The organism is Pseudomonas bananamidigenes, assembly GCF_001679645.1.
In the GTDB taxonomy this organism is placed as follows: Bacteria; Pseudomonadota; Gammaproteobacteria; order Pseudomonadales; family Pseudomonadaceae; genus Aquipseudomonas; species Aquipseudomonas bananamidigenes.
Genome location: NZ_LRUN01000043.1, coordinates 26,668 through 52,830 on the forward strand (window position 1 = coordinate 26,668; position 26,163 = coordinate 52,830).

The window sequence follows — 26,163 nt, forward strand, 5'->3', positions numbered from 1 at the left end:
TTTCATGAAGACCAGGCGACTGCTTCGCAGTCGAGCGGGAGCAAGCTCCCTCGCCACAGAGCCGGATCAAGGTTGAGGAATCAGTCTTCCTTGCCCTTGTTGCGCACCGCACGCTGCAGCTCGCGACCGGCATCGCGTTCGCGTTCGGTATCACGCTTGTCGTATTCCTTCTTGCCCTTGCCCAGAGCGATCTCGCACTTGACCATGTGCTTGCTCCAGTACCAGGACAGGCAGACGCAGGCGTAACCCTTCTGCTGCACGGAAGCGGCCAGCTTGTCCAGCTCGCGGCGGTTGAGCAGCAGCTTGCGGGTGCGGACCGGGTCGGCGATGACGTGGGTGCTGGCAGTCGTCAACGGCGTGATGTGACTGCCGAGCAGCCAGGCTTCGCCGTCCTTGAGCAGGACGTAACTGTCGACCAGTTGCAGCTTGCTTGCCCGCAGACTTTTTACTTCCCAGCCGGCCAGGACCAGACCAGCCTCGAACTTGTGCTCGATGAAGTAATCGTGTCGCGCCTTTTTGTTTTGCGCGATGGTCCCTGTTGGGTGTTTCTTCTGTTTAGCCATAGGGGCGGCATTATATGGAGATAAATGGCTGTCGGCTACGGTGATGCTGCGTGCTTGAGCAGGTTGAGTGAATCCCGGACAATGCGGCCTCTTTTTCTAACGCTTGGGCGTGATAAGCGATGTCGACAGACAAGGTTTCTGTCCACGGCAGTTGGGCTAGCCGCTGGGTTTTCATATTCGCCGCGACCGGTTCGGCCGTGGGACTGGGCAGCATCTGGAAGTTCCCCTACATGGTCGGGGTCTACGGTGGTGGTGCTTTTGTGCTGATGTTCCTGGCCTGTATTGCGCTGATCGGCATCCCGGTGATGCTCGCGGAAACCCTGATCGGCCGGCGTGCGCGGCAGAGTCCGGCCAACGCCCTGAAGGTGTTGGCCCGGGAGGCGGGGCACTCGGGCAAGTGGTCGTGGGGTGCGTTCGCCGGGATGATCACGGCGTTGCTGATCCTGTCTTTCTATAGCGTGGTCGGCGGCTGGTCGCTGGATTACATCATCGACATGGGGCGCGGGGATTTCCAGGGCGCGACGGCCGATCAGGTCGGTGCCTATTTTGGCAATGTCATCGCCGATCCCTGGCGCATCACGCTCTGGCACACGGTTTTCATGCTCCTTTCCGCCGTAGTGATCGCCAAAGGCGTGGTTGCCGGGCTTGAGCGCAGTCTGCGGATCATGATGCCTTTGCTGTTTGTGATGGTTCTCGTCTTGCTGGGCTACAGCATGACCACCGGGCATTTCATGGAAGGCGTGCATTTCATGTTCGACTTCCATCCGGAGAAAGTCCTCGACGGCATGCTGCCGGCCATGGGCCACGCGTTCTTCTCGCTGAGCGTGGGCGTGGGCTCGATCATGATCTACGGTGCCTACATGACCAAGGAGGCCTCGCTGTCCGGCACCGTCGTGGGTGTGGCGCTGCTCGATACCTTCGTTTCCCTGGTGGCCGGTCTGGCACTGTTTCCGATTGTGTTTGCCGGCGGTCTGAACCCGAGCGAAGGTCCCGGGCTGATGTTCGTCAGCCTGCCATTTGCCTTCGGTAACGTGCTGTTCGGTCAATTGATGGGCGTGGTGTTCTTCGTCCTGGTGGCAATTGCTGCCTGGAGTTCGGCCATTTCCCTGCTGGAGCCGATGGTCGCCTATCTGGTCGAGCGGACTAAAATCAGTCGTGCCTGGGTGACGTTCTGGCTGGCGTTCACCTGCTGGTTTGTCGGGCTGGGTACGGTGTTTTCCTTCAATATCTGGAAAGAAGCCAAATTTTTCGTGAACGAAGGCGGGATGTTCCATCTCTACCAATGGGGTGCTGCAAGCGGTCTGGACTTCTTTGGTGTGATCGACTTCTTCACCTCGCGAATCATGCTGCCACTCGGCGGGCTGTGCTTTGTGCTGTTTGCCGGTTGGGTGATGGGGCGCGAAGCGGTGCGTGACGAATTGTCGATTCGCAGCCCGGCGCTGTTCGCTCTGTCTCTGTTCTTGATGCGCTATGTGGCGCCCATCGGCATTCTTGTAGTGTTTGCCACCCAGCTCTGGAAGTAACGCTCACATGACGACACATATTCAACGATCGGCACTGCTGCCTTACCCGGCGCAGTTTCTCTACGACCTGGTCAATGACGTGGCGCGTTATCCGGAGTTTCTGCCGTGGTGTTCCTCCGCAGAAGTTCTGGAAAGCTCGCCCGAGCACATGCGCGCCAGTGTCGGCGTGGCCAAGGGAGGGTTGAGTCAGCACTTTGTGACGCGTAACACCCTGGTGCCGGGTCAGTCGATCGAGATGAACCTCGAAGAAGGGCCGTTCAATCAGTTGCACGGCGTCTGGGTGTTCAAGGCGCTGAACGAGAAGGCCTGCAAGATCAGCCTCGATCTGTCCTTCGATTATGCCGGCCCGTTGGTGCGCGCCACGCTCGGGCCGCTGTTCAATCAGGCCGCGAACACACTGGTGGATGCATTCTGCCAGCGCGCCAAGCAGTTGCATGGTTGAGCCGGTGATCGAGATCGAAGTGGTGTATGCGGCGGTTGATCGTCAGGTGCTGCGCACGATCAGCGTGGCAAAGGGATCAACCGTGCGTGCTGCGCTGTTGGCCAGCGGTATTGGCGCCGATTTTCCTGAGCTGGATCTGACTGCTTGTCCGGTCGGAATTTTCGGCAAGGTGATTGTCGATCCGGATGTGCGGGTTGTTCAGGTGGGGGATCGTCTGGAAATCTATCGGCCATTGCTGGCTGATCCGAAAGAGGTGCGTCGATTGCGAGCCGCCAAGGCTGCCGAGGCCAAAGCCAGAAATCAGTGATTACACCGATCAGCAGGCAATAAAAAACCCGGAATGTCCGGGTTTTTTATTGCGTCGCAAATTATTGCGGCGAGGTGTCCAGTGGCTCTGGTGTCGGAACCGGTACGGTTTCCACACCATCGACGTCCTTCTGGATCTGATCCAGCAAGGAACCTGGCTTGACCGGTTTTTCCGGTTTTGGCTTCTCGGCGTTTTCGGCAGGAGCGCTCACGGTGGTGCCGCTGTCCTTGCCGAGAATGGCTTCGTCACGGCTCACGCCCGGCATGAAGTCACCGGAGAGGCTGACAAGACGGTCATTCGAGTCGAAAAAGACACTCATGCGTTCTTGCTGGCGTTCACCGCCACCCGGTTGCAGGCTGTACAGATAATCCCAGCGATCGGCATGGAACGTGTCGACAAGCAGAGGGTTGCCCATGATAAACCGTACTTGTGGCCGGGTCATTCCCGGGCGCAACTGGTCTATCATGTCCTGCGTGACGACATTGCCCTGCTGGATGTCGATTTTGTAAACCCCGGGGAATGAACAACCGGCGAGTGCGAGCAGTCCCACAAAGGTGAAACTGGTTAGCAAGAGCTTGGTGTTTTGCATCGGTGGGCGACTTCCACTATCTTGGCTGGGACAACGTAAACGCCGATCATACCCGCATTAAGAGAAGCTGCGAAGCAGCATCGCGAGAAAGCTGACCATGGTTGAAAATAGCGAACTACGCAAAGCCGGCCTCAAAGTGACCCTGCCACGGGTCAAGATCCTGCAAATGCTCGACTCTACCGAGCAGCGTCACATGAGTGCCGAGGACGTCTACAAGGCGTTGATGGAAGCGGGCGAGGACGTCGGTCTGGCCACGGTTTACCGTGTTCTGACCCAGTTCGAAGCCGCTGGCCTTGTGGTCCGTCACAACTTCGACGGCGGCCACGCGGTATTCGAACTGGCCGACGGTGGTCACCACGACCATATGGTCAATGTGGACTCCGGCGAGGTTGTCGAGTTCGTCAGTCCGGAAATCGAAAAACTCCAGAAGGCAATCGCCGAGGAGCATGGTTTCGAGCTGGTGGATCACAATCTGGTGCTTTACGTACGCAAGAAAAAGTAAGCATGTCGCGCGAATTTCAGGTTCGCGAAACGAACGAAGGCGACCCGAGGGTCGCCTTCGTGCTTTCTGGGGTGCTCAAACCTTTGCGGTAACGACCATCTTCCTGGCGTGGGCCAGAGACTCTTTGGTCAAATCGATACCGCCGAGCATCCTTGCGACTTCTTCTATACGGTCATTCTTGCTCAGCTTCGAGACGGCGGTGTGAGTCGCCTGTTCGCCGCGTACCTTGTGCACGAATAGATGCTGATGGCCCTGAGCCGCCACTTGCGGCAAGTGCGTAACGGTCAGTACTTGCCCGCGTTCACCCAGGCGTCGCAGCAACTGGCCGACGATCTCGGCGGTTGGGCCGCCGATGCCCACGTCCACTTCGTCGAAGACCAGGGTCGGCACGCGGGACGTCTGGGCGGTGATGACCTGAATCGCCAGACTGATTCGTGACAGTTCGCCGCCGGATGCCACTTTGGCCAGGGCTTTCAACGGTTGGCCGGGGTTGGCGCTGACCAACAGTTCAACCTGTTCGAGGCCGTTGGGCTGGAGCTCGCCGCAGACGTTGGGGCGAAGTTCGATGGTGAAGCGCCCGCCAGGCATGCCCAGTCGTTGAATCTCCTGCTCCACGGCGTTGGCCAGGCTGCCAGCAGCCTGATGACGCAGATCGCTCAGCTCGCGAGCCTTTTCCTGATAGTGGCGGGCATACGACGCCAGTTCTTCGCCCAGGCGTTCGATGGATTCGTCGTTGGCATTCAGGGTTTCGATTTCATCCAGCAGTTTTTGCTGCATTTCGGCAACTTCGGTCGGCTGGATCCGGTGCTTGCGAGCCAGGGTATAAATGGCGTCGAGGCGTTCTTCCAGATATTGCAGGCGTGCCGGGTCGGCATCGAAGTTGTCGAGGAAACGGTTCAGCTCGCCAACGGCCTCTTCGACCTGGATCTGCGCGCTGGTCAGCAAACTGCTGGCCTCGCCCAGGGCGCCGATCGAGTTGTTTACGCTGGACAGGCGATTGAGGCTGGCGGTCAGCGCGTTCAGCACATTGCCGGAATCGCTTTCGCTGCATTGTTCGACCACTTGCCGGCAGATACCCAGCAGGGTTTCGGCGTTGGTCAGGTTCTTGTGTTCCTGTTCCAGTTCTTCCAGTTCGTTCTCGCCGAGACCGAGGTTTTCCAGCTCTTCGAGCTGATAGCTGAGCAGTTGATGGCGGGCGCGCTGTTCGTCGCCGGAGTTGGACAGACGTTCCAGCTCCTGGCGAGTCTGGCGCCAGCGCTGGGCGGCCAGTTGTACCTGACGGGCGAGATCGGTGGCGCCGGCGTACTCGTCGAGCAATCGACGATGCGTGTCGGTCTTGAGCAGGGATTGGTGTTCGTGCTGGCTGTGGATGTCGATCAGCAGCTCACCGAGGGCCTTGAGATCGCCGAGTGGGCAGGGCGTGCCATTTATATAGCCGCGTGAACGACCCTCGGAGGTGATGACCCGGCGCAGGATGCACGGGCCGTCATTTTCCAGGTCGCGCTCGGCCAGCCAGGTGCGGGCTTCGGGAATGTCGGCCAGGTCGAAGGTCGCCAGGATGTCGGCCTTGTCCGCACCCGGGCGAACCACGCCGCTGTCGGCGCGATCACCGAGTGTGAGGCCGAGCGCGTCGAGCATGATCGATTTGCCGGCGCCGGTTTCCCCGGTAATCACGCTCATCCCGCGATCGAGTTCGAGATCGAGATGTTCAACGATGGCGTAGTTGTGTACGGACAGGTGCACCAGCATAAAGGCCGCTCCCAGGCTTCAGGTCTGGTTATTTATACAGTGTTTTGTTTCGGGCTGACAATGCCCTCGCTTAGCTCGATTGGTTTGACCCGATCAAATGCTTATCGCAGCTGGAAATGACAAAGCAGCACTTTTTTGTAGGGTTAATCGTTGTCAGCCCTTGAAGCCTGATTTTGCGGCCCCATATACCGGGGCAGAAGCGCGAGTCGAGCTCGCGGACGATATTGAAAGGAGAATTCTATGGCTGACGAACAGACAGTAGATACGCAGAATCCAGAAGCCAATCAGGCGCCCGAGACCTCGGGTGATGACCTGGCGACCCGTGTACAAGTGCTCGAAGAGCAATTGGCCGCCGCGCAGGATCAATCTCTGCGCGTAGCTGCCGATCTGCAGAACGTCCGCCGCCGTGCCGAGCAGGACGTCGAAAAGGCGCACAAATTTGCGCTGGAAAAATTCGCCGGCGATCTGCTGCCGATCGTCGACAGCCTGGAACGCGGCCTCGAGCTGTCGAATCCGGACGACGAAAGCATCCGTCCGATGCGCGAAGGCATCGAGCTGACCCTGAAAATGTTCCAGGACACCCTCAAGCGCTATCAGCTTGTCGCGGTCAGTCCGCAGGAAGGTGAGCCGTTCAACGCCGTCGAGCATCAGGCAATGGCCATGCAGGAAAGTGCCGTCATGGAGCCGAACAGCGTTCTGAAGGTGTTCCAGAAGGGCTATCAGCTCAATGGCCGCCTGCTGCGTCCGGCGATGGTCGTGGTCAGCAAGGCGCCGGCGCCGGTTTCGCCTTCGATTGACGAGAAGGCTTGAAATTAGCCGCAAGGCCCCCATTTAGAAGTCAAGCGTTTAAGTATTACCGCAGTTAGCCACCACTGCTGCGGCAACCAAATCCAAAGTTTCGGGAGAGTGAACATGGGCAAAATTATCGGTATCGACCTGGGGACTACCAACTCCTGCGTCTCCGTGCTGGAAAACGGCCAGGCCAAAGTGATTGAAAACGCCGAAGGCGCGCGCACCACGCCGTCGATCATCGCTTACGCCAACGATGGCGAAATTCTGGTCGGTCAGTCCGCCAAGCGTCAGGCTGTGACCAACCCGCACAACACACTGTTCGCGGTTAAGCGCCTGATCGGCCGTCGCTTCGATGAAGAAGTCGTGCAGAAAGACATCAAGCTGGTGCCTTACAAAATCGTCAAGGCCAGCAATGGTGATGCGTGGGTCGAGGCTGCCGACAAGCAAATGGCTCCGCCGCAGATCAGCGCCGAAGTCCTGAAGAAAATGAAGAAGACCGCCGAAGACTACCTCGGCGAAGCTGTGACCGAAGCGGTCATCACCGTTCCGGCCTACTTCAACGACAGCCAGCGTCAGGCGACCAAAGATGCCGGTCGCATCGCCGGTCTGGACGTAAAACGTATCATCAACGAACCAACCGCAGCCGCTCTGGCTTACGGTATGGACAAGGCCAAGGGCGATCACACCGTGATCGTTTACGACCTGGGTGGTGGTACTTTCGACGTGTCCGTGATCGAAATCGCGGAAGTCGATGGCGAGCACCAGTTCGAAGTATTGGCCACCAACGGCGACACCTTCCTGGGTGGTGAAGACTTCGACATGCGCCTGATCGACTACCTCGTCGACGAGTTCAAGAAAGAGTCCGGCATGGATCTGAAGAACGATCCACTGGCCCTGCAGCGTCTGAAAGAAGCCGCTGAAAAGGCGAAGATCGAGCTGTCTTCCTCTCAGTCGACCGACGTCAACCTGCCGTACATCACTGCAGACGCGACCGGTCCGAAGCACCTGAATGTGAAGATCTCCCGTGCCAAGCTCGAGTCGCTGGTCGAAGATCTGGTGAACCGTACCATCGAGCCATGCCGCATCGCGCTGAAAGACGCCGGTATCGACGCCAGCAAGATCGACGACGTGATTCTGGTCGGTGGTCAGACTCGTATGCCGCTGGTGCAGAAGGCGGTGACCGACTTCTTCGGTAAGGAAGCACGCAAGGACGTGAACCCGGACGAAGCTGTTGCCATGGGTGCTGCCATCCAGGGCGCCGTTCTGGCCGGTGACGTGAAAGACGTTCTGCTGCTCGACGTCAGCCCGCTGACCCTGGGTATCGAAACCATGGGTGGCGTGATGACCGCGCTGATCGAGAAAAACACCACGATTCCTACCAAGAAATCGCAAGTGTTCTCGACTGCCGACGACAACCAGGGCGCCGTGACCATTCACGTCCTGCAGGGCGAGCGCAAGCAAGCCGCACAGAACAAGTCGTTGGGCAAGTTCGACCTGTCCGAGATTCCACCGGCTCCACGCGGTGTGCCACAGATTGAAGTGACCTTCGACATCGACGCCAACGGCATCCTGCACGTCGGTGCGAAAGACAAGGCGACCGGTAAAGAGCAGAAGATCACCATCAAGGCCAACTCCGGTCTGTCGGATGAAGAAATCCAGAAAATGGTGCGTGACGCCGAGCTGAACGCCGAGGAAGACCGCAAGTTCGAAGAGCTGGCAGGCGCCCGTAACCAGGGTGACGCGCTGGTTCACTCGACTCGCAAAATGGTCACCGACGCTGGCGAAAAAGTGACTGCAGAAGAGAAGACTGCAATCGAGGCCGCCGTGGTTGCCCTGGAAGCTGCTGTGAAGGGTGACGACAAGGCTGCCATCGAAGCGAAGATCGAAGAGCTGTCGAAAGTCTCTGCTCCGGTTGCCCAGAAGATGTACGCCGAACAGGCTCAGCCTGCTGAAGGCGCGGCGCAGCACGACGAGAAAGCTGAAAAGGCTGACGATGTCGTCGATGCCGAGTTCGAAGAAGTAAAAGACCACAAGTAAGTTGTTGGTCGCCCGGTTGACTGCCTTGCGGCGGTGACTGGTAGGATGTCGCCGCGCGGGAGCTTGCTCCCGCGTTGGCGTATCTGGAATACGCGAATTTTTACAGCATGCGTCAATGTGCGCGTGTTGGTGGCATGGCCGGAAATGCTCCTGCTTTTCGAGCTGAAAGTGCCACAAGAATCAAAGACCAGGATCGTTGAATAGACGTGAGTTGGGTCCGGGCCTGTATTGGGGCTCAGCGAGTTTGGCGATCCTCAGGAGGGGTTTGCCGGACGTCCTCAAGAGTGCAAAGACTTATGGCAAAACGTGACTATTACGAAGTGTTGGGTGTTGAGCGCGGCTCAAGCGACGCCGACCTGAAGAAGGCCTATCGTCGATTGGCGATGAAGCATCACCCGGACCGTAATCCCGGTGACAAGGCATCGGAAGAACTGTTCAAAGAGGCCAACGAGGCCTATGAAGTATTGTCCGATTCCAGCAAGCGTGCGGCGTACGACCAGTATGGTCACGCCGGTGTCGACCCAAGCATGGGTGGCGGCGGTGCCGGCTTCGGCGGGCAGAATTTCTCCGACATCTTCGGCGATGTCTTCAGTGATTTCTTCGGTGGTGGTCGCGGCGGTTCCCGTGGTGGTGCCCAGCGTGGCAGCGACCTGCGCTACACCCTGGAGCTGAATCTGGAAGAGGCGGTGCGCGGTACCACCGTCAATATCCGCGTTCCGACGCTGGTCAACTGCAAGCCATGCGATGGTTCGGGCGCCAAGAAGGGTTCGTCGCCATCGACCTGCCCGACGTGCGGCGGCATCGGTCAGGTGCGCATGCAGCAAGGTTTCTTCTCGGTGCAGCAGACCTGCCCGCGTTGCCATGGTCAGGGCAAGATCATTTCCGATCCGTGCGATTCCTGTCACGGCGAAGGTCGTGTCGAAGAATACAAAACCCTTTCCGTCAAAGTGCCGGCCGGTGTCGATACCGGTGACCGCATCCGTCTTTCCGGCGAAGGCGAGGCGGGCACCCAGGGTGGCCCGACCGGTGACCTGTACGTGGTGATCAACGTGCGCGAGCACGCGATCTTCCAGCGTGACGGCAAGCATCTGTTCTGCGAAGTGCCGATCAGCTTTGTCGATGCGGCGCTGGGCGGCGAGCTGGAAATTCCGACCCTCGATGGTCGCGTCAAGCTGAAGATTCCGGAAGGTACCCAGACCGGCAAACAATTCCGCGTGCGTGGCAAGGGTGTGGCGCCGGTGCGTGGCGGCGGAGCCGGCGACCTGATGTGTCGTGTGGCGGTCGAGACCCCGGTCAACCTGAATCGTCGTCAGCGTGAATTGCTCGAAGAGTTCCGCAGTTCCCTGGCAGATGACAACAGCCATTCGCCGAAGACCGCTGGCTGGTTCGATGGTGTGAAGCGCTTCTTCGGCGATCTGTAAGGAGTCGGCATGCGACGTATAGCTGTGATGGGCGCCGCCGGGCGCATGGGCAAGATTCTGGTCGAAGCCGTGCAGCAGCGCGCGCCGCTGACCGGTCTGACGGCTGCCGTCGTTCGTCCGGGCAGTACGTTGATCGGGGTGGACGCCGGTGAGCTGGCGTCGCTGGGTCGAATCGGCGTGCCGCTGTCCGGGAATCTGGAATCGGTCGCGGAAGAATTTGATGTCCTGATCGACTTCACTCTGCCGGAGGTCATGCTGAAGAACCTGGCGTTCTGCCGCAAGGCCGGCAAGGCCATGGTGATCGGCACGACCGGGCTGGATGCCGCCCAGAAGCAGTTGCTGGCCGAGGCGGGCAAGGATATTCCGATCGTCTTCGCGGCCAACTTCAGTGTCGGTGTGAATCTGTCGCTGAAGCTGCTCGACATGGCGGCTCGGGTGCTGGGAGATGATGCGGATATCGAAATCATCGAAGCCCATCACCGGCACAAGATCGATGCGCCGTCGGGCACGGCCCTGCGCATGGGTGAGGTGATTGCCAATGCGCTGGATCGTGACCTGCAGAAGGTCGCGGTCTATGGCCGTGAAGGGCATACCGGTGCCCGTGAGCGTGAAACCATCGGTTTCGCCACTGTTCGCGGTGGTGATGTGGTGGGCGATCACACGGTGCTGTTCGCCTGCGAGGGCGAGCGCCTGGAGATTACCCACAAGGCTTCGAGTCGCATGACGTTCGCCAAGGGGGCGGTGCGTGCGGCGTTGTGGCTGGATGCTCGCGAGCCCGGTCTTTACGACATGCAGGACGTGCTCGATTTGAAGTAAGCTATTGCTTCTTAAAACTAAGGCGCGTAAAGCGCCTTTGTTTTGCCTAAAATTTCATTCGAATAGGGAATGTGGCGGATGCGACCCTTAGATCTGGCCGACGTGGCTAAATATGTTGAAGAGAATATCGGCATATTTCATCAGAAGCGCTTAGATAGCCTGTCGTTGTTGAGGCTTAAAGATGTCCTCAAACGTAAAAATCCCTATATGTTTAAAGCAAAAAACGTACAGACGGCAGAGCAAATTGTCCGCGGGATTCTTGACGCGCACGTCTCCTCCAATGAAGAAACGTTGTTTGGAGATTGGCTGGAGGGGTTGGCGATATTTATTAATGGAAAAACTTACGGTGGTTGGAAATCGGCCGTTGCGGGCGTTGATCTGGAATTTGACAAAGGCGGACGTCGTCACTTGGTGGCGATTAAATCCGGCCCTAACTGGGGTAATAGCTCGCAAATTGCTCAAATGCGCTCCAACTTCAAAACAGCGCAACGCACTTTGCGAACCAGTCAATCTGGACTGAATATTGTTGCGGTGAACGGCTGTTGCTATGGTCGAGACAATAAGCCGGACAAGGGGGACTACAGCAAGCTTTGTGGGCAGCGGTTCTGGGAGTTTATTTCTGGGGATGAAAATCTATATGTTGAGCTAATTGAGCCTTTGGGGTATCAGGCTCAGGAGCGCAACGCCGAGTTCCAAGCGTCTTACGCTCAGATGGTTAATAAGTTTACTAGGGAATTTACTATCGAGTTTTGCGACGAGGAGGGGGCCATTCGATGGGATCGTCTTGTTCAGCTAAACTCATCAACCGATCAGCCGAAGGTGAGCAGGCGCAAGCCCGCCCACCTGTAAGTCAAGCAAGCTCCAGACTGAACTGGTGCTTCTGTTTCTGTTGTTCGAACAGTTGTAACCAGTCAGTATGCGACGTTGCCTGATAGCGCGAAAAGCGAAAGTCTTTAGGTGGTGTTAGGTTGTTTCCGTTTAGAAGTTCGCGGATTAGCTTTCCTACCGCGTAACCGAGGCTAACAGGCACTGCATTGCCTACCTGCTTATATTGTTCAATTAGGGGGCCGGCCAATTGCCAATCATCTGGAAATTCTTGGATACGTTTGTATTCCTGGATCGACAGTGGTCGGTCTTCTTCCGGGTGTGCGAGGTCAGTTGCTGGCATCGCTGGGTGAGTCACTAAAGTTGGCGACGGTTTTTCCCAGTGAAGACGTCGTAGAAACCCGGTTTTGCCGCCGCCGGAAAAATACGATTTTCCAAGTGCTTCTTGTTGCAAAATCGGCGTAAGGCTGCGCCAGTTCTCTCCGGCTTTGAGCATGCGGTAATATTTAAGTCGTTTTTCTGGAAAGTTTAGGTGGGTGTGCTGCTCTAAACCTTTGACCGCGCTGCGGAAGCTGTTCCATTTCGGCAGGTTATGAGAGCCATCTTCAGAGTGAGTTGGCGTGAGAAAAGGCGCCTCTTTGCCATCGCGAGAGCATACGATGATGACTCGCTCGCGAATCTGCGGTGTTCCGAAATTTGCCGAGTTGTACAAGTTAAAGGTGCATGTGTAGCCCGCGCGTTTGAGCACGCTTATGACGAAATTGAGCGCTCCGCCTTTCATTTCGTCGAGGGATAAATCAGGAAAATCAGTACCACGTTGATTGTGTGGTCGGTGATCCATTGGGCAGGAAAGCAGGCCGCGTACATTCTCTATGACAATGAAGCGTGGGCGAATTTCTATGGCAAGGTCGATGTATTTGAGGAATGCGTTACCGCGATCATCGTTGAACGCCTTGCGTTTGCCAGCTGTACTGAAAGCCTGGCAGGGAGGCCCTCCGACAATGAGATCCACCTCTTGATGAGTGACTTGTGCTGCTTCTAACACCTGTTCCATGGTGCAGTCGTTTATATCGCCAAGCAGTGCGGTATTGGGTCTGTTAAGCGCGATGGTCTGTCGGCAATGTTTGTTCGATTCGCAGGCAAGACGAATATCGAACCCGGCTTTTTCAAGGCCAAGATCAAGGCCCATGGCTCCAGAGAAAAAGCTCAGTGCGATTGGTCTGCGCGCGTTTGATGATGCTTGTACGGGGTAGGCGGGATGGTCTTCTGCAATCATATGTGCGGTTCGGAGCCCGTAATTCTTTAAGCTGGCTTGATCGACGATCCAGGTTTTACCGATTTTTCCGGACTGGATTACGCCGCTACGGCAAAGGGTTCTGACTCGCTGCGTACTGACGTTAAGTAGTAAGGCGGCGTCAGCAATGCTGATATGGGTACTCATTCAGTGTTTCTTTTTCGAAACTTAGGATGGGTACCTATTCTAGACAGGGTCTAGGTCGTGTCAACCGTCCCGGTGGTGTGGTGGCATACCGCTAGCCTTCGGGGGGATAGGTTTGTAGCGGTTCAGCCCTTTCGGGTTTTAGGTCTTTGCTGTAAGCTACAGCTTTAGTGTGTCCACTAAAAGCGCGCAGAATAATTCCAGTGAAGAAGCGGGGTGACGTGTCCATACGTCACTCCGCTTTTTTACAACCTGCGATTGCCCTTTCATGCGTTATTTACGGGAGGTCTTCTTGACTAAGCCAGCCATACTCGCCCTTGCTGATGGCAGCATTTTTCGCGGCGAAGCCATTGGAGCCGACGGCCAGACCGTTGGTGAGGTGGTGTTCAACACCGCAATGACCGGCTATCAGGAAATCCTTACCGATCCTTCCTACGCCCAGCAGATCGTTACCCTGACTTACCCGCACATCGGCAACACCGGCACCACGCCGGAAGACGCCGAATCCAATCGCGTCTGGTCCGCCGGCCTGGTCATCCGTGACCTGCCGCTGGTAGCAAGCAACTGGCGTAACACGATGTCCCTGTCCGATTACCTGAAAGCCAACAACGTTGTGGCGATCGCCGGTATCGACACCCGTCGCCTGACCCGCATCCTGCGTGAAAAAGGCGCCCAGAACGGCTGCATCATGGCCGGCGACAACATCTCCGAAGAAGCGGCCATCGCCGCTGCGCAAGGCTTCCCGGGCCTCAAGGGCATGGATCTGGCGAAAGTCGTCAGCACCAAGACCCAGTACGAATGGCGCTCCACTGTATGGGAGCTGAAAACCGACAGCCATGCGACCATCGAAGCCTCCGAGCTGCCATACCACGTGGTTGCCTACGACTACGGCGTCAAGGTCAACATCCTGCGCATGCTGGTCGAGCGCGGCTGCCGCGTGACTGTCGTGCCGGCGCAAACCCCGGCAGCCGACGTGCTGGCCCTGAATCCGGATGGCGTGTTCCTGTCCAACGGCCCTGGCGATCCGGAGCCTTGCGACTACGCGATCAAGGCGATCAAGGAAGTGCTGGAAACCGAGATTCCGGTGTTCGGCATCTGCCTCGGTCACCAGTTGCTGGCCCTGGCCTCCGGCGCCAAGACTCTGAAGATGGGCCACGGCCACCATGGTGCCAACCACCCGGTTCAGGATCTGGACACTGGCGTAGTGATGATCACCAGTCAGAACCACGGTTTTGCGGTTGACGAAGCGACCCTGCCAGCCAACGTCCGCGCGATCCACAAATCGCTGTTCGACGGCACCCTGCAAGGTATCGAGCGCACCGACAAGAGCGCGTTCAGCTTCCAGGGTCACCCTGAAGCCAGTCCGGGCCCGAACGATGTGGCGCCCCTGTTTGACCGCTTCATCAACGAGATGGCCAAGCGACGCTAAGCGTTCGCCTTGAGACTGTAGCGAGAAGCTCTCGAAGGCGGCCCCGGAACCGGCGGCCCCTTCAGGACTTCAGAAATCGATCAAGACGGCTTGCCGACTGACCTGCGGATTTGAGTGACAACCCATGCCAAAACGTACAGACATTAAAAGCATCCTGATTCTCGGCGCTGGCCCGATCGTTATCGGCCAGGCCTGTGAATTCGACTACTCCGGCGCCCAGGCCTGCAAGGCCCTGCGTGAAGAGGGCTACCGCGTCATCCTGGTGAACTCCAACCCGGCCACCATCATGACCGACCCGGACATGGCCGACGCCACCTACATCGAGCCGATCAAATGGCAGACCGTTGCCAAGATCATCGAAAAAGAGCGTCCGGATGCGGTGCTTCCGACCATGGGCGGCCAGACCGCGCTGAACTGCGCCCTGGACCTGGAGCGCGAAGGCGTCCTGGAAAAATTCGGCGTGGAAATGATCGGCGCCAACGCCGATACCATCGACAAGGCCGAAGACCGCTCGCGTTTCGACAAGGCGATGAAAGCCATCGGTCTGGAATGCCCGCGTTCCGGTATCGCCCACAGCATGGAAGAAGCCAACGCCGTGCTCGAGCGCCTGGGCTTCCCGTGCATCATCCGTCCGTCCTTCACCATGGGCGGCACCGGTGGTGGTATTGCGTACAACCGTGAAGAGTTCGAAGAAATCTGCGCCCGCGGTCTGGACCTGTCGCCGACCAAGGAACTGCTGATCGACGAATCGCTGATCGGCTGGAAAGAGTATGAAATGGAAGTTGTCCGCGACAAAAAGGACAACTGCATCATCGTCTGCTCGATCGAAAACTTCGACCCGATGGGCGTGCACACCGGTGACTCGATCACCGTCGCTCCGGCCCAGACCCTGACCGACAAGGAATACCAGATCCTGCGTAACGCCTCGCTGGCGGTACTGCGCGAGATCGGCGTCGAGACCGGCGGTTCCAACGTGCAGTTCGGTATCTGCCCGAACACTGGCCGTATGGTCGTGATCGAAATGAACCCGCGTGTATCGCGCTCGTCGGCCCTGGCTTCGAAAGCCACCGGTTTCCCGATCGCCAAGGTTGCTGCAAAACTGGCCGTCGGCTACACCCTCGACGAGCTGTCGAACGACATCACTGGTGGCAAGACCCCGGCGTCGTTCGAGCCGTCCATCGACTACGTCGTCACCAAGATGCCGCGCTTCGCGTTCGAGAAGTTCGCCAACGCTGACGCGCGTCTGACCACTCAAATGAAGTCCGTAGGCGAAGTCATGGCCATCGGCCGTACCTTCCAGGAGTCCCTGCAGAAAGCTCTGCGCGGTCTCGAAGTGGGTGTTTGCGGCCTGGACGAGAAAGTCGACCTGAGCAACCCGGAAAGCATGAGCGTGCTCAAGCGCGAATTGACCGTGCCGGGTGCCGAGCGGATCTGGTACGTGGCGGACGCCTTCCGCGCCGGTATGACTGTCGAAGAAATCTTCGGCATGAACATGATCGACCCGTGGTTCCTGGTACAGATCGAAGATCTGATCAAGGATGAAGAGAAGGTCAAGACCCTCGGTCTGTCCGCAATCGACCGCGACCTGATGTTCAGATTGAAGCGCAAGGGCTTCTCCGACCAGCGTCTGGCCAAACTGCTGGGCGTTACCGAGAAGAACCTGCGCACTCACCGCCACAAGCTGGAAGTGTTCCCGGTCTACAAGCGCGTCGACACCTGCGCTGCCGAGTTCGCCACCGACACTGCCTACCTGTACTCGACCTACGAGGAAGAGTGCGAAGCGGCGCCGTCCGGTCGCGACAAGATCATCATTCTCGGTGGTGGCCCTAACCGTATCGGCCAGGGCATCGAGTTCGACTACTGCTGCGTACACGCGGCACTGGCCCTGCGCGATGACGGTTACGAGACCATCATGGTCAACTGCAACCCGGAAACCGTATCGACCGACTACGACACTTCCGACCGCCTGTACTTCGAGCCGGTGACCCTGGAAGACGTGCTGGAAATCTGCCGTGTCGAGAAGCCGAAAGGCGTGATCGTCCAGTACGGCGGCCAGACGCCTCTGAAACTGGCTCGCGCCCTCGAAGCGGCCGGTGTGCCGATCATCGGTACCAGCCCTGACGCCATCGACCGCGCGGAGGACCGTGAACGCTTCCAGCAAATGGTTGAACGTCTGAATCTGCGTCAGCCGCCAAACGCTACCGTACGCAGCGAAGATGAAGCTGTCCGTGCGGCCGCGAAGATCGGTTACCCGCTGGTGGTGCGTCCGTCCTACGTACTGGGCGGTCGGGCGATGGAAATCGTCTACAAGGAAGAAGAACTCAAGCGTTACCTGCGTGACGCGGTGCAAGTGTCGAACGACAGCCCGGTGCTGCTCGACCACTTCCTCAACTGCGCCATCGAGATGGACGTGGATGCGGTCTGCGACGGCAAGGACGTAGTGATCGGCGCAATCATGCAGCACATCGAACAGGCGGGCGTTCACTCCGGTGACTCCGCATGTTCGCTGCCGCCGTACTCGCTGCCGGCACACATCCAGGACGAGATGCGCGAACAGGTCAAGAAAATGGCCCTGGAACTGGGTGTGGTCGGCCTGATGAACGTTCAGTTGGCATTGCAGGGCGAAGACATCTACGTCATCGAAGTCAACCCGCGCGCTTCCCGTACCGTGCCGTTCGTGTCGAAGTGCATCGGTGTTTCCCTGGCGATGATCGCTGCCCGCGTGATGGCCGGTAAGACCTTGAAGGAAATCGGCTTCACCAAGGAGATCATTCCGAACTTCTACAGCGTGAAAGAGGCGGTGTTCCCGTTCGCCAAGTTCCCTGGCGTAGACCCGATCCTCGGCCCGGAGATGAAGTCCACCGGTGAAGTGATGGGCGTCGGCGACACCTTCGGCGAAGCCTTTGCCAAAGCCCAGATGGGCGCCAGCGAAGTGCTGCCGACCGGTGGTACCGCGTTCATCAGCGTGCGTGACGATGACAAACCTCTGGTTGCAGGCGTGGCCCGCGATCTGATCAACTTGGGCTTCGAAGTGGTCGCCACCGCCGGCACTGCCAAGCTGATCGAAGCCGCAGGCCTGAAAGTGCGTCGCGTGAACAAGGTGACCGAGGGCCGTCCGCACGTGGTCGACATGATCAAGAATGACGAAGTCACTTTGATCATCAACACCACCGAGGGTCGCCAGTCGATCGCCGACTCTTACTCCATTCGTCGTAACGCTTTGCAGCACAAGATCTACTGCACCACCACTATTGCTGCTGGCGAAGCGATCTGCGAAGCGCTGAAGTTCGGTCCTGAGAAGACCGTACGCCGCTTGCAGGATCTACACGCAGGATTGAAGGCATGAATAAATACCCAATGACCGTCCAGGGCTCCAAGGCCCTGGAAGAAGAGCATGCTCACCTGACCAAGGTCGTTCGTCCGAAGCTCAGCCAGGACATCGGTACGGCCCGCGAGTTGGGTGATTTGAAGGAAAACGCTGAATACCATGCTGCCCGTGAGCAACAAGGCATGGTCGAGGCGCGTATTCGTGATATCGAGGGTCGTCTGCAGAATGCGGTGATCATCGACGTGACGACCATTCCGCACACCGGCAAAGTGATTTTCGGCACGACCGTCGAGATCGCCAACGTCGAGACCGACGAAAGCGTGACTTACCAGATCGTGGGTGAGGACGAAGCGGACATCAAACTCGGGAAGATTTCGGTCGGCTCGCCGATCGCCCGCGCCCTGATCGCCAAGGAAGAGGGCGATACAGTCGTCGTGAAAACGCCGGGCGGCGATATCGAGTATGAGATTGTCGAAGTCCGTCACATCTGAGACAAGGCGCCCGCTGCGTGCGGGTGCCATGCTCTGGCAGCTGACCCAGATGCTGTGGGTTGGCGGTTTATGGCTGGTGCACCTCGGTCTGCGGCCGGTGCTGGGCCAGATTGGTCTCGCACCGCTGCTGATCGACGAGGTCGCCAGTGCGTTTGAAGTACCGGTGGTGGGTTTCGCTGCCGCGTGCGTGATTTTTCAGGCCTTGGTACTGGTGCGGGCCGAGGGCCTTGCCAGTTTATGGCGGGATTTTCGTGGGCAAGTGTTGCTGATGGCGCTGTATGCGAGTGCGATGTATGTCGCCGTGCGTGTCGGCTGGCCGGATGCGCAGCGCTGGCAGGTATTCAGTTATCTTGTTCTGGGGTTTTCCGGACTGGTACTGGTGATGCAGCCGGTGCCGGGGTGGAGTGCCAGGGTGCGCGAAGCACACCCTTGACCCTGTTCATCACTTGAAGCGATGAACGTTCGACAGCTGCTTGTTGACGTTGAAGTTCCTGCGGTAAATAAGTGCCATTTTGCCGATGACCTGAACCAGATCGGCTTTGCCGGCCTTGCACAGTTCTGCAATGGACGCCAGGCGATCCTCGCGATCGAGGATGTTGAGCTTGATCTTGATCAGCTCATGGTCCGCCAGGGCGCGCTCGAGTTCGGCTAGAACACCCTCGGTCAAACCGTTGTCCGCCACGATCAATACCGGTTTCAGATGGTGACCAATGGATTTGTACTGTTTCTTCTGCTCTGGAGTGAGCGGCATAATCTGACCCTTTCGTCTGGATTCTGTAAAATGGCGGCCATTTTACCCGAGGGCTCGTGGATCCGCCCAATTAATCACGACCCTAATCAACGAGGTGCCCAATGGCGCGTTCCAAGACAAGCCTTGGTTGGCTGAAACGACATGTCAACGATCCTTATGTGAAACAGGCGCAGAAGGACGGCTACCGCTCGCGTGCGAGTTACAAGCTTCTGGAGGTCCAGGAGAAATACAAACTGATTCGTCCCGGCATGAGCGTGGTCGATCTGGGTGCTGCGCCCGGTGGCTGGTCGCAGGTTACCAGTCGTCTGATCGGTGGTCAGGGCCGTCTGATCGCCTCGGACATTCTGGAAATGGACGGCATTCCGGACGTGACCTTCATTCAGGGGGATTTCACCCAGGATGAGGTGCTGGCTCAGATCCTTGAAGCCGTGGGTAATTCGCAAGTGGACCTTGTGATTTCCGATATGGCCCCCAATATGAGTGGTACGCCTGCCGTAGATATGCCGAAAGCCATGTTTTTGTGCGAGCTGGCGCTGGATCTGGCAGAGCGGATACTCAAGCCGGGTGGTAATTTTCTGATCAAGATTTTCCAGGGAGAAGGGTTCGACACTTATCTGAAGGACGCTCGTCAGAAATTCGACAAGGTCCAGATGATCAAGCCGGATTCTTCCCGTGACAGTTCCCGCGAGCAATACATGCTGGCTTGGGGCTACCGCGGCGGTAGCATGTAAAACGAGTTTTTTGGGCGGGGTGATAGGTTTTTCGTATTTTGCCCTCCGTGCATAAGCGAATATTGTGTAGAAAGTGTTTCACAAAGGGTTACAGACGGCGCCTGCCAGAGCTGTAGGTAATGTAGTAAGTTAGGCCGGTGAATATCATGCGAAGCGCGCGCCATCAGCGGAGCTTGCTTCAGAGGGTAGTTAATTGAACGATATGGCAAAGAATCTGATCCTGTGGTTGATCATCGCGGCTGTCCTGGTGACGGTGATGAACAACTTCTCCAGCCCTAACGAGCCGCAGACCCTCAACTATTCCGACTTCATCCAGCAGGTCAAGGATGGCAAGGTCGAGCGCGTGGCCGTCGATGGCTACGTGATTACCGGCAAGCGCAACGATGGCGACAGCTTCAAGACCATTCGTCCGGCGATCCAGGACAATGGCCTGATCGGCGATCTGGTCGACAACCATGTCGTGGTCGAAGGCAAGCAGCCTGAGCAGCAAAGCATCTGGACCCAGCTTCTGGTGGCCAGCTTCCCGATTCTGGTCATCATTGCGGTATTCATGTTCTTCATGCGCCAGATGCAGGGCGGCGCAGGTGGCAAGGGCGGGCCGATGAGCTTTGGCAAGAGCAAGGCTCGCCTGCTCTCCGAAGATCAGGTGAAGACCACGCTGTCGGACGTTGCCGGTTGCGACGAAGCCAAGGAAGAAGTTGGTGAGCTGGTAGAGTTTCTTCGCGATCCGGGCAAGTTTCAGCGCCTGGGCGGTCGCATTCCTCGCGGCGTACTGATGGTCGGTCCTCCTGGTACCGGTAAAACCTTGCTGGCCAAGGCAATTGCCGGCGAAGCCAAGGTGCCGTTCTTCACCATTTCCGGTTCCGACTTCGTCGAAATGTTCGTCGGTGTCGGCGCCAGCCGTGTTCGTGACATGTTCGAACAGGCCAAGAAGCACGCCCCCTGCATTATCTTCATCGACGAGATCGACGCCGTTGGTCGCCATCGTGGCGCCGGCATGGGTGGTGGTCACGACGAGCGCGAACAGACCCTCAACCAGTTGCTGGTGGAGATGGACGGTTTCGAAATGAATGACGGCATCATCGTCATTGCTGCAACCAACCGTCCTGATGTGCTGGATCCTGCCTTGCTGCGTCCTGGTCGTTTCGACCGTCAGGTTGTCGTAGGTCTGCCGGACATCCGTGGTCGCGAGCAGATCCTCAAGGTGCACATGCGCAAGGTGCCAATGGGTGACGACGTTGCTCCGGCCGTTATCGCGCGCGGTACTCCGGGCTTCTCCGGTGCCGATCTGGCCAACCTGGTCAACGAGGCTTCGCTGTTCGCTGCCCGTGCCGGCAAGCGCATCGTTGAAATGAAAGAGTTCGAGCTGGCAAAGGACAAGATCATGATGGGCGCCGAGCGCAAATCCATGGTCATGTCCGAGAAAGAAAAGCAGAACACCGCTTATCACGAAGCAGGCCACGCAATCGTCGGTCGTGTCGTGCCAGAGCATGATCCGGTCTACAAGGTTTCGATCATTCCTCGCGGCCGTGCGCTGGGTGTGACCATGTTCCTGCCGGAAGAAGATCGCTACAGCCTGTCCAAACGCGCGCTGATCAGCCAGATCTGCTCGCTGTACGGCGGCCGTATTGCTGAGGAAATGACTCTGGGCTTCGACGGAGTGACCACTGGCGCCTCCAACGACATCATGCGTGCCAGCCAGATTGCACGGAACATGGTGACCAAGTGGGGCCTGTCTGAAAAACTCGGTCCGTTGATGTATGCGGAGGAAGAAGGCGAAGTGTTCCTCGGTCGTGGCGGAGGTGGTCAGAACGCCAGTTTTTCCGGTGAAACAGCCAAGTTGATCGACTCGGAAGTGCGCAGCATCATCGATCAGTGTTATGGCACCGCCAAGCAGATTTTGACGGACAACCGTGACAAGCTTGACGCCATGGCCGACGCCCTCATGAAGTACGAGACTATCGACTCCGAGCAGATCGACGACATCATGGCAGGACGCACGCCTCGTGAGCCTCGTGACTGGTCGGGTGGCGCCGGCACACCGCCTCCGGTTGTTCGGGATGAGCGTCCGGAAACACCGATTGGCGGTCCGGCTGCTGACGTTTAAGGTTTGAAATGATTTCTGTACAGTCCCTGACCCGGTTGCCTTGCGGCAGCCGGGTTCTTGATTTGGCCCGGACGCACGTCATGGGCATTCTCAATGTCACTCCCGATTCCTTTTCCGATGGTGGCCGATACAGCCAGCTTGATGCAGCGTTGCGTCACGCCGAGGCGATGGTTTCTGCCGGTGCAACGTTGATCGACGTGGGTGGAGAGTCCACTCGGCCAGGTGCGCGAGCAGTCTCACCGCTGGAGGAGCTTGAGCGTGTGGCGCCGATTGTCGAGCTGATCAATCGCGAGCTGGATGTGATCATATCCGTTGATACCTCGACCCCTGCCGTCATGCGGGAAACCGCGCGTCTGGGGGCTGGGCTGATCAATGACGTTCGATCGTTGCAGCGTGACGGCGCTCTGGATGCGGCGGCGGCCACCGGGTTGCCGGTCTGCCTGATGCACATGCTGGGTGAGCCCGGCAATATGCAGGACAACCCGCATTATCAGGATGTCACCCGGGAAGTGGGTGAGTTTCTCGCCGAGCGTATGGAACGATGCGCCTCGGTCGGTATACCCGCCGAACGGATCATTCTTGATCCGGGCTTCGGCTTCGCCAAAACCCTTCAGCACAATCTAAGCTTGTTCAAGCACATGGAAGCCCTCCATGCATTGGGTCGACCTCTGCTGGTGGGCGTTTCGCGAAAAAGCATGATCGGACAGACCCTTGATCGCCCGGTGGGTGAGCGCCTTTCTGGCGGTCTGGCTCTGGCTGCGCTGGCGTCGGTCAAAGGGGCGCGTATTTTGCGCGTCCATGATGTGGCAGAAACGGTGGATGTCGTGCGCATGATCGCAGCCGTGGAATCAGCCGAATAAGAATGATGGAGCACTTATGAGCAAGAAATATTTTGGTACCGACGGCATTCGTGGCCGCGTTGGCGAGTACCCGATCACTCCTGACTTCATGCTCAAGCTTGGCTGGGCTGCCGGTATGGCTTTCCGGAAAATGGGCGCCTGCAAGGTGCTCGTTGGCAAGGACACGCGGATTTCCGGGTATATGTTCGAGTCGGCCCTGGAGGCCGGTCTGACATCGGCGGGTGCTGATGTCATGTTGCTTGGTCCGATGCCGACGCCTGCCATCGCTTATCTGGCGCGTACCTTTCAGGCTGAGGCCGGTATCGTGATCAGTGCCTCGCACAATCCCCACGATGATAATGGCATCAAGTTTTTTTCCGGTCGGGGTACCAAATTGCCGGATGAGCTGGAGCTGATGATCGAGGAATTGCTCGACACACCGATGACCGTCGTCGAGTCGAGCAAGATTGGCAAGGTGTCGCGAATCAACGACGCCTCTGGCCGCTACATCGAGTTCTGCAAGAGCAGTGTGCCAACCAACACCAGCTTTGCCGGTCTGAAGATTGTTATCGACTGCGCGCACGGTGCAACCTACAAGGTCGCGCCGAGTGTGTTTCGCGAGCTGGGTGCCGATGTCGTCGTCCTGTCCGCCCAGCCCAACGGGTTGAACATCAACGACAACTGTGGCTCGACTCACATGGGGCCATTGCAGGCGGCGGTGCTTGCCGAGCAGGCTGATCTGGGGATCGCATTCGATGGTGACGGCGACCGCGTGCTGATGGTCGATCATACCGGTGCGATAGTCGATGGTGATGAGCTGATCTTCATCATTGCTCGCGATCTGCATGAGCGTGGCAAGTTGCAGGGTGGTGTCGTCGGCACGCTGATGAGTAACCTTGGCCTGGAACTGGCCCTGGCGGATCTGGGGATTCCTTTTGTGCGTGCCAACGTGGGTGACCGATATGTGATTGCCGAGTTGCTGGAGCGCAACTGGCAGGTCGGCGGTGAGAACTCGGGGCACGTCGTCTGCTTCAATCACACCACAACGGGTGATGCGATCATCGCGGCCCTGCAGGTGCTGATGTCGCTCAAGACTCGCGGTGAAGGTCTGGCTCAAACCCGCCAGTCCCTGCGCAAATGTCCACAAGTGCTGATCAATGTGCGTTTCGGCGGTGGCGACAGTCCTCTCGAGCACCCGGCTGTCAAGGAAGCCAGCAAGCGTGTGACCGAAGCCATGGCTGGGCGTGGACGTGTTCTTCTGCGCAAGTCCGGAACAGAGCCTCTGGTGCGCGTCATGGTCGAAGGTGAGGACGAAACCCAGGTTCGTGGCTATGCCGAAGAGCTGGCAAAACTGGTAACTGAAGTTTCTGCCTGATACAGCTTGCCAGTCTTGATTGTGTTGGGTAACATCTGCGCCCACTTTGACCGACGAGGTACAGCATGCGTCGCCCTATGGTAGCTGGTAACTGGAAGATGCACGGTACCCGCGCCAGCGTCGCTGAGCTGATCAACGGCCTTCGTCATCTGGCCTTGCCAAGCGGTGTTGATGTCGCGGTGTTCCCGCCTTGCCTGCATATCAATCAAGTGATTGATGGCTTGAAAGGAAAGTCGATTTCGGTCGGCGCGCAGAACTCTGCGGTGGAGTCGATGCAAGGTGCATTGACCGGTGAGATTGCGCCGAGTCAGTTGGTGGATGCAGGGTGTTCCCTGGTGCTTGTCGGGCATTCCGAGCGCCGCCAGATCATGGGCGAGCGAGACGGGATGCTGAATCGCAAGTTCGCAGCGGCACAGGCATGTGGCTTGATTCCGGTGTTGTGTGTGGGGGAAACCCTGGAGCAGCGTGAAGCCGGAAAGACTCTTGAAGTTGTCGGGCGTCAGCTGGGCAGCATCATCGAGGAGCTTGGTGTCGGTGCCTTTGCAAAGGCAGTGATCGCATACGAGCCGGTCTGGGCCATTGGTACCGGGCTGACTGCAACGCCGCAACAGGCTCAGGATGTGCATAAGGCCATTCGTGAGCAGTTGGCGGCGGAGAATTCTGAAGTTGCTCGAAATGTGCGGCTTCTATACGGCGGCAGCGTGAAGGCGGCCAATGCGGTCGAACTGTTCGGCATGCCGGATATCGATGGGGGGCTCATTGGTGGAGCTTCCCTGAATGCAGATGAGTTCGGTGCGATTTGTCGCGCCGCGGGAAACTGAAAAAATGCTGGAAACAGTCGTAGTCGTTTTTCATCTGCTGGGTGCATTGGGCGTAGTTGCTCTGGTTTTGCTGCAGCAGGGTAAGGGTGCGGACGCTGGCGCGTCTTTCGGAGCAGGTGCTTCAAATACTGTGTTCGGAAGCCAAGGTTCCTCTACCTTTCTTAGTAAGTTTACTGCTATACTCGCCGCCGGTTTCTTCATAACCAGCTTGGGGTTAGGATACTTTGCTAAAGAGAAGGCTCATCAGCTGACTCAAGCAGGATTGCCAAACCCGGCGGTGTTGGAAGTTCCAAAGCAACAACCGGCTTCTGATGATGTCCCGGTGCTTCAAGAGCAAAAGTCGGCTACTCCAGCGACTGACGTACCTCCAGCTCAAGAGCAGAAGTAAGAAGAGTTTCAAACGTAGTTTTGCCGAGGTGGTGGAATTGGTAGACACGCAACCTTGAGGTGGTTGTGCCCATAGGGTGTAGGGGTTCGAGTCCCCTTCTCGGTACCAATTAGTCAGGAGAGCCCGCTGTTGCGGGCTTTCTTGCAGGTGGAAGGTTACATTGACCCTCCAGGGGATCGGTCGTATACTTCCGCCCCAGCTTTGTCGCGGGGTGGAGCAGTCTGGTAGCTCGTCGGGCTCATAACCCGAAGGTCGTCGGTTCAAATCCGGCCCCCGCAACCAGTTTAAGGAGCCCCTTTTAAGGGGCTTTTTGTTAGCTGGACACTTTCAACGCCGCTGTTCGACGGCGTTTCAAGGATGGGCGTTTCGCCCATTTTTTATTTTGCAAAGCATGCACATACATGCACGAGGGGGTTCAGGTGTCGAGCAAGCTAGAAGAGTTGCAGGCCTTGTTGGCCCCGGTGGTCGTGGCCCTGGGCTATGAATGCTGGGGTATTGAGTTCTCGGCTCAAGGTCGTCACTCAATGTTGCGCGTTTATATCGATAAGGAAGGCGGCGTGCTGGTGGACGATTGTGCCATTGTCAGCCGTCAGATCAGCGGTGTGCTGGATGTTGAAGATCCGATCTCCGTTGAATACACCCTTGAAGTTTCCTCGCCTGGCATGGAACGCCCACTGTTCACTCTTGAGCAGTTTGCCAAATTTGCCGGTGAACAAGTAAAGATCAGGCTGCGCTCGCCTTTTGAAGGACGACGCAACTTTCAGGGCCTTCTGCGCGGTGTAGAAGAACAGGATGTCGTGGTGCAGGTAGATGACCATGAGTTCCTGTTGCCGATCGATATGATCGACAAGGCCAACATTATTCCCAGTTTTGACTGAGACGCGGATCCCGCGGATCCA

Annotated in this window: 25 protein-coding genes and 2 tRNA genes; 22 read left to right on the plus strand and 5 right to left on the minus strand. The window is 57.7% G+C overall.

The genetic code is table 11. The features are described from left to right. Positions 1 to 80 precede the first annotated feature (80 nt). Positions 81 to 563 (minus strand): SsrA-binding protein SmpB, encoded by a 483-nt coding sequence (smpB, locus tag BBF94_RS16015; protein WP_065259958.1) that lies wholly within the window; start codon positions 561 to 563, stop codon positions 81 to 83. 119 nt (positions 564 to 682) lie between these two features. On the opposite strand from smpB, the gene BBF94_RS16020 reads away from it, so the two are divergent. From BBF94_RS16020 to BBF94_RS16030, 3 genes are read left to right on the plus strand one after another with little or no spacing between them, the layout of a single operon-like run. Continuing rightward, complete coding sequence (locus BBF94_RS16020; RefSeq protein WP_065259959.1) at positions 683 to 2,086, plus strand: sodium-dependent transporter; 1,404 nt, start codon at positions 683 to 685, stop codon at positions 2,084 to 2,086. Positions 2,087 to 2,093: 7 nt separating this feature from the next. Further along, positions 2,094 to 2,528, plus strand: coding sequence for a type II toxin-antitoxin system RatA family toxin (locus BBF94_RS16025; protein WP_065259960.1), 435 nt, complete (start codon positions 2,094 to 2,096; stop codon positions 2,526 to 2,528). Beyond that, positions 2,521 to 2,835 carry an RnfH family protein gene (locus tag BBF94_RS16030; protein WP_065259961.1) on the plus strand — a complete coding sequence of 105 codons (315 nt, stop codon included), beginning with the start codon at positions 2,521 to 2,523 and terminating at the stop codon, positions 2,833 to 2,835. Before BBF94_RS16025 ends, BBF94_RS16030 begins: the two co-directional genes overlap by 8 nt. 61 nt (positions 2,836 to 2,896) lie before the next feature. Here BBF94_RS16030 and BBF94_RS16035 read toward each other — a convergent pair whose 3' ends face one another. After that, the gene (locus BBF94_RS16035) at positions 2,897 to 3,424 is read right to left on the minus strand and encodes an outer membrane protein assembly factor BamE (protein ID WP_065259962.1); all 528 of its coding nucleotides are present in this window, start codon (positions 3,422 to 3,424) and stop codon (positions 2,897 to 2,899) included. A gap of 97 nt (positions 3,425 to 3,521) precedes the next feature. On the opposite strand from BBF94_RS16035, the gene fur reads away from it, so the two are divergent. Then, complete coding sequence (gene fur / locus BBF94_RS16040) at positions 3,522 to 3,926, plus strand: ferric iron uptake transcriptional regulator (protein ID WP_065259963.1); 405 nt, start codon at positions 3,522 to 3,524, stop codon at positions 3,924 to 3,926. A 75-nt stretch (positions 3,927 to 4,001) separates the two neighbouring features. On the opposite strand, the gene recN is transcribed toward fur, so the two are convergent. Next, complete coding sequence (gene recN, locus BBF94_RS16045) at positions 4,002 to 5,675, minus strand: DNA repair protein RecN (protein ID WP_065259964.1); 1,674 nt, start codon at positions 5,673 to 5,675, stop codon at positions 4,002 to 4,004. A gap of 240 nt (positions 5,676 to 5,915) precedes the next feature. On the opposite strand from recN, the gene grpE reads away from it, so the two are divergent. From grpE to BBF94_RS16070, 5 genes are all read left to right on the plus strand, one after another. Continuing rightward, positions 5,916 to 6,485 carry a nucleotide exchange factor GrpE gene (grpE, locus tag BBF94_RS16050; protein ID WP_065259965.1) on the plus strand — a complete coding sequence of 190 codons (570 nt, stop codon included), beginning with the start codon at positions 5,916 to 5,918 and terminating at the stop codon, positions 6,483 to 6,485. Positions 6,486 to 6,587: 102 nt separating this feature from the next. Continuing rightward, positions 6,588 to 8,504, plus strand: a complete 1,917-nt coding sequence (gene dnaK, locus BBF94_RS16055) for a molecular chaperone DnaK (protein ID WP_065259966.1) — start codon at positions 6,588 to 6,590, stop codon at positions 8,502 to 8,504. A gap of 296 nt (positions 8,505 to 8,800) precedes the next feature. Continuing rightward, complete coding sequence (gene dnaJ / locus BBF94_RS16060) at positions 8,801 to 9,925, plus strand: molecular chaperone DnaJ (protein ID WP_065259967.1); 1,125 nt, start codon at positions 8,801 to 8,803, stop codon at positions 9,923 to 9,925. A 9-nt stretch (positions 9,926 to 9,934) separates the two neighbouring features. After that, on the plus strand, positions 9,935 to 10,741 hold the full coding sequence (gene dapB, locus BBF94_RS16065) for a 4-hydroxy-tetrahydrodipicolinate reductase (RefSeq protein WP_065259968.1): 807 nt from the start codon (positions 9,935 to 9,937) through the stop codon (positions 10,739 to 10,741). Between the two features lie 78 nt (positions 10,742 to 10,819). After that, positions 10,820 to 11,590, plus strand: coding sequence for a PmeII family type II restriction endonuclease (locus BBF94_RS16070; protein ID WP_065259969.1), 771 nt, complete (start codon positions 10,820 to 10,822; stop codon positions 11,588 to 11,590). Position 11,591: 1 nt separating this feature from the next. Here the strand turns inward: BBF94_RS16070 and BBF94_RS16075 are convergent, their stop codons facing one another. Continuing rightward, positions 11,592 to 13,007, minus strand: coding sequence for a DNA cytosine methyltransferase (locus tag BBF94_RS16075; protein WP_065259970.1), 1,416 nt, complete (start codon positions 13,005 to 13,007; stop codon positions 11,592 to 11,594). Positions 13,008 to 13,296: 289 nt separating this feature from the next. Between BBF94_RS16075 and carA the strand changes: the two genes are divergently transcribed. The 4 genes from carA (at position 13,297) to BBF94_RS16095 (ending at position 18,685) form a co-directional block, all read left to right on the plus strand. Then, positions 13,297 to 14,433 (plus strand): glutamine-hydrolyzing carbamoyl-phosphate synthase small subunit, encoded by a 1,137-nt coding sequence (gene carA / locus BBF94_RS16080; protein ID WP_065259971.1) that lies wholly within the window; start codon positions 13,297 to 13,299, stop codon positions 14,431 to 14,433. A 124-nt stretch (positions 14,434 to 14,557) separates the two neighbouring features. After that, entirely contained in the window at positions 14,558 to 17,779 is a 3,222-nt protein-coding gene (gene carB, locus BBF94_RS16085; protein ID WP_065259972.1) for a carbamoyl-phosphate synthase large subunit, read from the plus strand. Next, complete coding sequence (gene greA, locus BBF94_RS16090; RefSeq protein ID WP_007953757.1) at positions 17,776 to 18,252, plus strand: transcription elongation factor GreA; 477 nt, start codon at positions 17,776 to 17,778, stop codon at positions 18,250 to 18,252. The genes carB and greA overlap by 4 nt, the downstream gene beginning before the upstream one ends. Before the next feature lie 28 nt (positions 18,253 to 18,280). After that, entirely contained in the window at positions 18,281 to 18,685 is a 405-nt protein-coding gene (locus tag BBF94_RS16095) for an MFS transporter (protein WP_065259973.1), read from the plus strand. Positions 18,686 to 18,694: 9 nt separating this feature from the next. Here BBF94_RS16095 and BBF94_RS16100 read toward each other — a convergent pair whose 3' ends face one another. Beyond that, complete coding sequence (locus tag BBF94_RS16100) at positions 18,695 to 19,003, minus strand: YhbY family RNA-binding protein (RefSeq protein WP_065259974.1); 309 nt, start codon at positions 19,001 to 19,003, stop codon at positions 18,695 to 18,697. A 101-nt stretch (positions 19,004 to 19,104) separates the two neighbouring features. Here BBF94_RS16100 and rlmE point away from each other — a divergent pair, with 101 nt between their 5' ends. The 9 genes from rlmE to rimP all read left to right on the plus strand — a co-directional run bounded on the left by rlmE (position 19,105) and on the right by rimP (position 26,142). Continuing rightward, on the plus strand, positions 19,105 to 19,734 hold the full coding sequence (rlmE, locus tag BBF94_RS16105; RefSeq protein ID WP_065259975.1) for a 23S rRNA (uridine(2552)-2'-O)-methyltransferase RlmE: 630 nt from the start codon (positions 19,105 to 19,107) through the stop codon (positions 19,732 to 19,734). Between the two features lie 202 nt (positions 19,735 to 19,936). Beyond that, entirely contained in the window at positions 19,937 to 21,841 is a 1,905-nt protein-coding gene (gene ftsH, locus BBF94_RS16110; RefSeq protein WP_065259976.1) for an ATP-dependent zinc metalloprotease FtsH, read from the plus strand. A gap of 8 nt (positions 21,842 to 21,849) precedes the next feature. Further along, on the plus strand, positions 21,850 to 22,701 hold the full coding sequence (folP, locus tag BBF94_RS16115) for a dihydropteroate synthase (protein ID WP_065259977.1): 852 nt from the start codon (positions 21,850 to 21,852) through the stop codon (positions 22,699 to 22,701). A 16-nt stretch (positions 22,702 to 22,717) separates the two neighbouring features. After that, positions 22,718 to 24,055, plus strand: coding sequence for a phosphoglucosamine mutase (gene glmM, locus BBF94_RS16120; protein WP_065259978.1), 1,338 nt, complete (start codon positions 22,718 to 22,720; stop codon positions 24,053 to 24,055). A gap of 65 nt (positions 24,056 to 24,120) precedes the next feature. After that, complete coding sequence (tpiA, locus tag BBF94_RS16125) at positions 24,121 to 24,876, plus strand: triose-phosphate isomerase (RefSeq protein ID WP_065259979.1); 756 nt, start codon at positions 24,121 to 24,123, stop codon at positions 24,874 to 24,876. A gap of 4 nt (positions 24,877 to 24,880) precedes the next feature. Continuing rightward, on the plus strand, positions 24,881 to 25,264 hold the full coding sequence (gene secG, locus BBF94_RS16130) for a preprotein translocase subunit SecG (protein ID WP_011332406.1): 384 nt from the start codon (positions 24,881 to 24,883) through the stop codon (positions 25,262 to 25,264). A 22-nt stretch (positions 25,265 to 25,286) separates the two neighbouring features. Next, positions 25,287 to 25,372 (plus strand) — tRNA-Leu (locus tag BBF94_RS16135). A 97-nt stretch (positions 25,373 to 25,469) separates the two neighbouring features. After that, positions 25,470 to 25,546 (plus strand) — tRNA-Met (locus BBF94_RS16140). A 137-nt stretch (positions 25,547 to 25,683) separates the two neighbouring features. Beyond that, on the plus strand, positions 25,684 to 26,142 hold the full coding sequence (gene rimP / locus BBF94_RS16145) for a ribosome maturation factor RimP (protein WP_065260004.1): 459 nt from the start codon (positions 25,684 to 25,686) through the stop codon (positions 26,140 to 26,142). Positions 26,143 to 26,163 lie beyond the last annotated feature (21 nt).

Bases quoted from the DNA above. Each gene is read 5' to 3' on its own strand.
- smpB (WP_065259958.1), bottom strand. From the start codon at position 563: ATGGCTAAACAGAAGAAACACCCAACAGGGACCATCGCGCAAAACAAA.
- BBF94_RS16020 (WP_065259959.1), top strand. From the start codon at position 683: ATGTCGACAGACAAGGTTTCTGTCCACGGCAGTTGGGCTAGCCGCTGG.
- BBF94_RS16025 (WP_065259960.1), top strand. From the start codon at position 2,094: ATGACGACACATATTCAACGATCGGCACTGCTGCCTTACCCGGCGCAG.
- BBF94_RS16030 (WP_065259961.1), top strand. From the start codon at position 2,521: ATGGTTGAGCCGGTGATCGAGATCGAAGTGGTGTATGCGGCGGTTGAT.
- BBF94_RS16035 (WP_065259962.1), bottom strand. From the start codon at position 3,424: ATGCAAAACACCAAGCTCTTGCTAACCAGTTTCACCTTTGTGGGACTG.
- fur (WP_065259963.1), top strand. From the start codon at position 3,522: ATGGTTGAAAATAGCGAACTACGCAAAGCCGGCCTCAAAGTGACCCTG.
- recN (WP_065259964.1), bottom strand. From the start codon at position 5,675: ATGCTGGTGCACCTGTCCGTACACAACTACGCCATCGTTGAACATCTC.
- grpE (WP_065259965.1), top strand. From the start codon at position 5,916: ATGGCTGACGAACAGACAGTAGATACGCAGAATCCAGAAGCCAATCAG.
- dnaK (WP_065259966.1), top strand. From the start codon at position 6,588: ATGGGCAAAATTATCGGTATCGACCTGGGGACTACCAACTCCTGCGTC.
- dnaJ (WP_065259967.1), top strand. From the start codon at position 8,801: ATGGCAAAACGTGACTATTACGAAGTGTTGGGTGTTGAGCGCGGCTCA.
- dapB (WP_065259968.1), top strand. From the start codon at position 9,935: ATGCGACGTATAGCTGTGATGGGCGCCGCCGGGCGCATGGGCAAGATT.
- BBF94_RS16070 (WP_065259969.1), top strand. From the start codon at position 10,820: ATGCGACCCTTAGATCTGGCCGACGTGGCTAAATATGTTGAAGAGAAT.
- BBF94_RS16075 (WP_065259970.1), bottom strand. From the start codon at position 13,007: ATGAGTACCCATATCAGCATTGCTGACGCCGCCTTACTACTTAACGTC.
- carB (WP_065259972.1), top strand. From the start codon at position 14,558: ATGCCAAAACGTACAGACATTAAAAGCATCCTGATTCTCGGCGCTGGC.
- greA (WP_007953757.1), top strand. From the start codon at position 17,776: ATGAATAAATACCCAATGACCGTCCAGGGCTCCAAGGCCCTGGAAGAA.
- BBF94_RS16095 (WP_065259973.1), top strand. From the start codon at position 18,281: ATGCTCTGGCAGCTGACCCAGATGCTGTGGGTTGGCGGTTTATGGCTG.
- BBF94_RS16100 (WP_065259974.1), bottom strand. From the start codon at position 19,003: ATGCCGCTCACTCCAGAGCAGAAGAAACAGTACAAATCCATTGGTCAC.
- rlmE (WP_065259975.1), top strand. From the start codon at position 19,105: ATGGCGCGTTCCAAGACAAGCCTTGGTTGGCTGAAACGACATGTCAAC.
- ftsH (WP_065259976.1), top strand. From the start codon at position 19,937: ATGGCAAAGAATCTGATCCTGTGGTTGATCATCGCGGCTGTCCTGGTG.
- folP (WP_065259977.1), top strand. From the start codon at position 21,850: ATGATTTCTGTACAGTCCCTGACCCGGTTGCCTTGCGGCAGCCGGGTT.
- glmM (WP_065259978.1), top strand. From the start codon at position 22,718: ATGAGCAAGAAATATTTTGGTACCGACGGCATTCGTGGCCGCGTTGGC.
- tpiA (WP_065259979.1), top strand. From the start codon at position 24,121: ATGCGTCGCCCTATGGTAGCTGGTAACTGGAAGATGCACGGTACCCGC.
- secG (WP_011332406.1), top strand. From the start codon at position 24,881: ATGCTGGAAACAGTCGTAGTCGTTTTTCATCTGCTGGGTGCATTGGGC.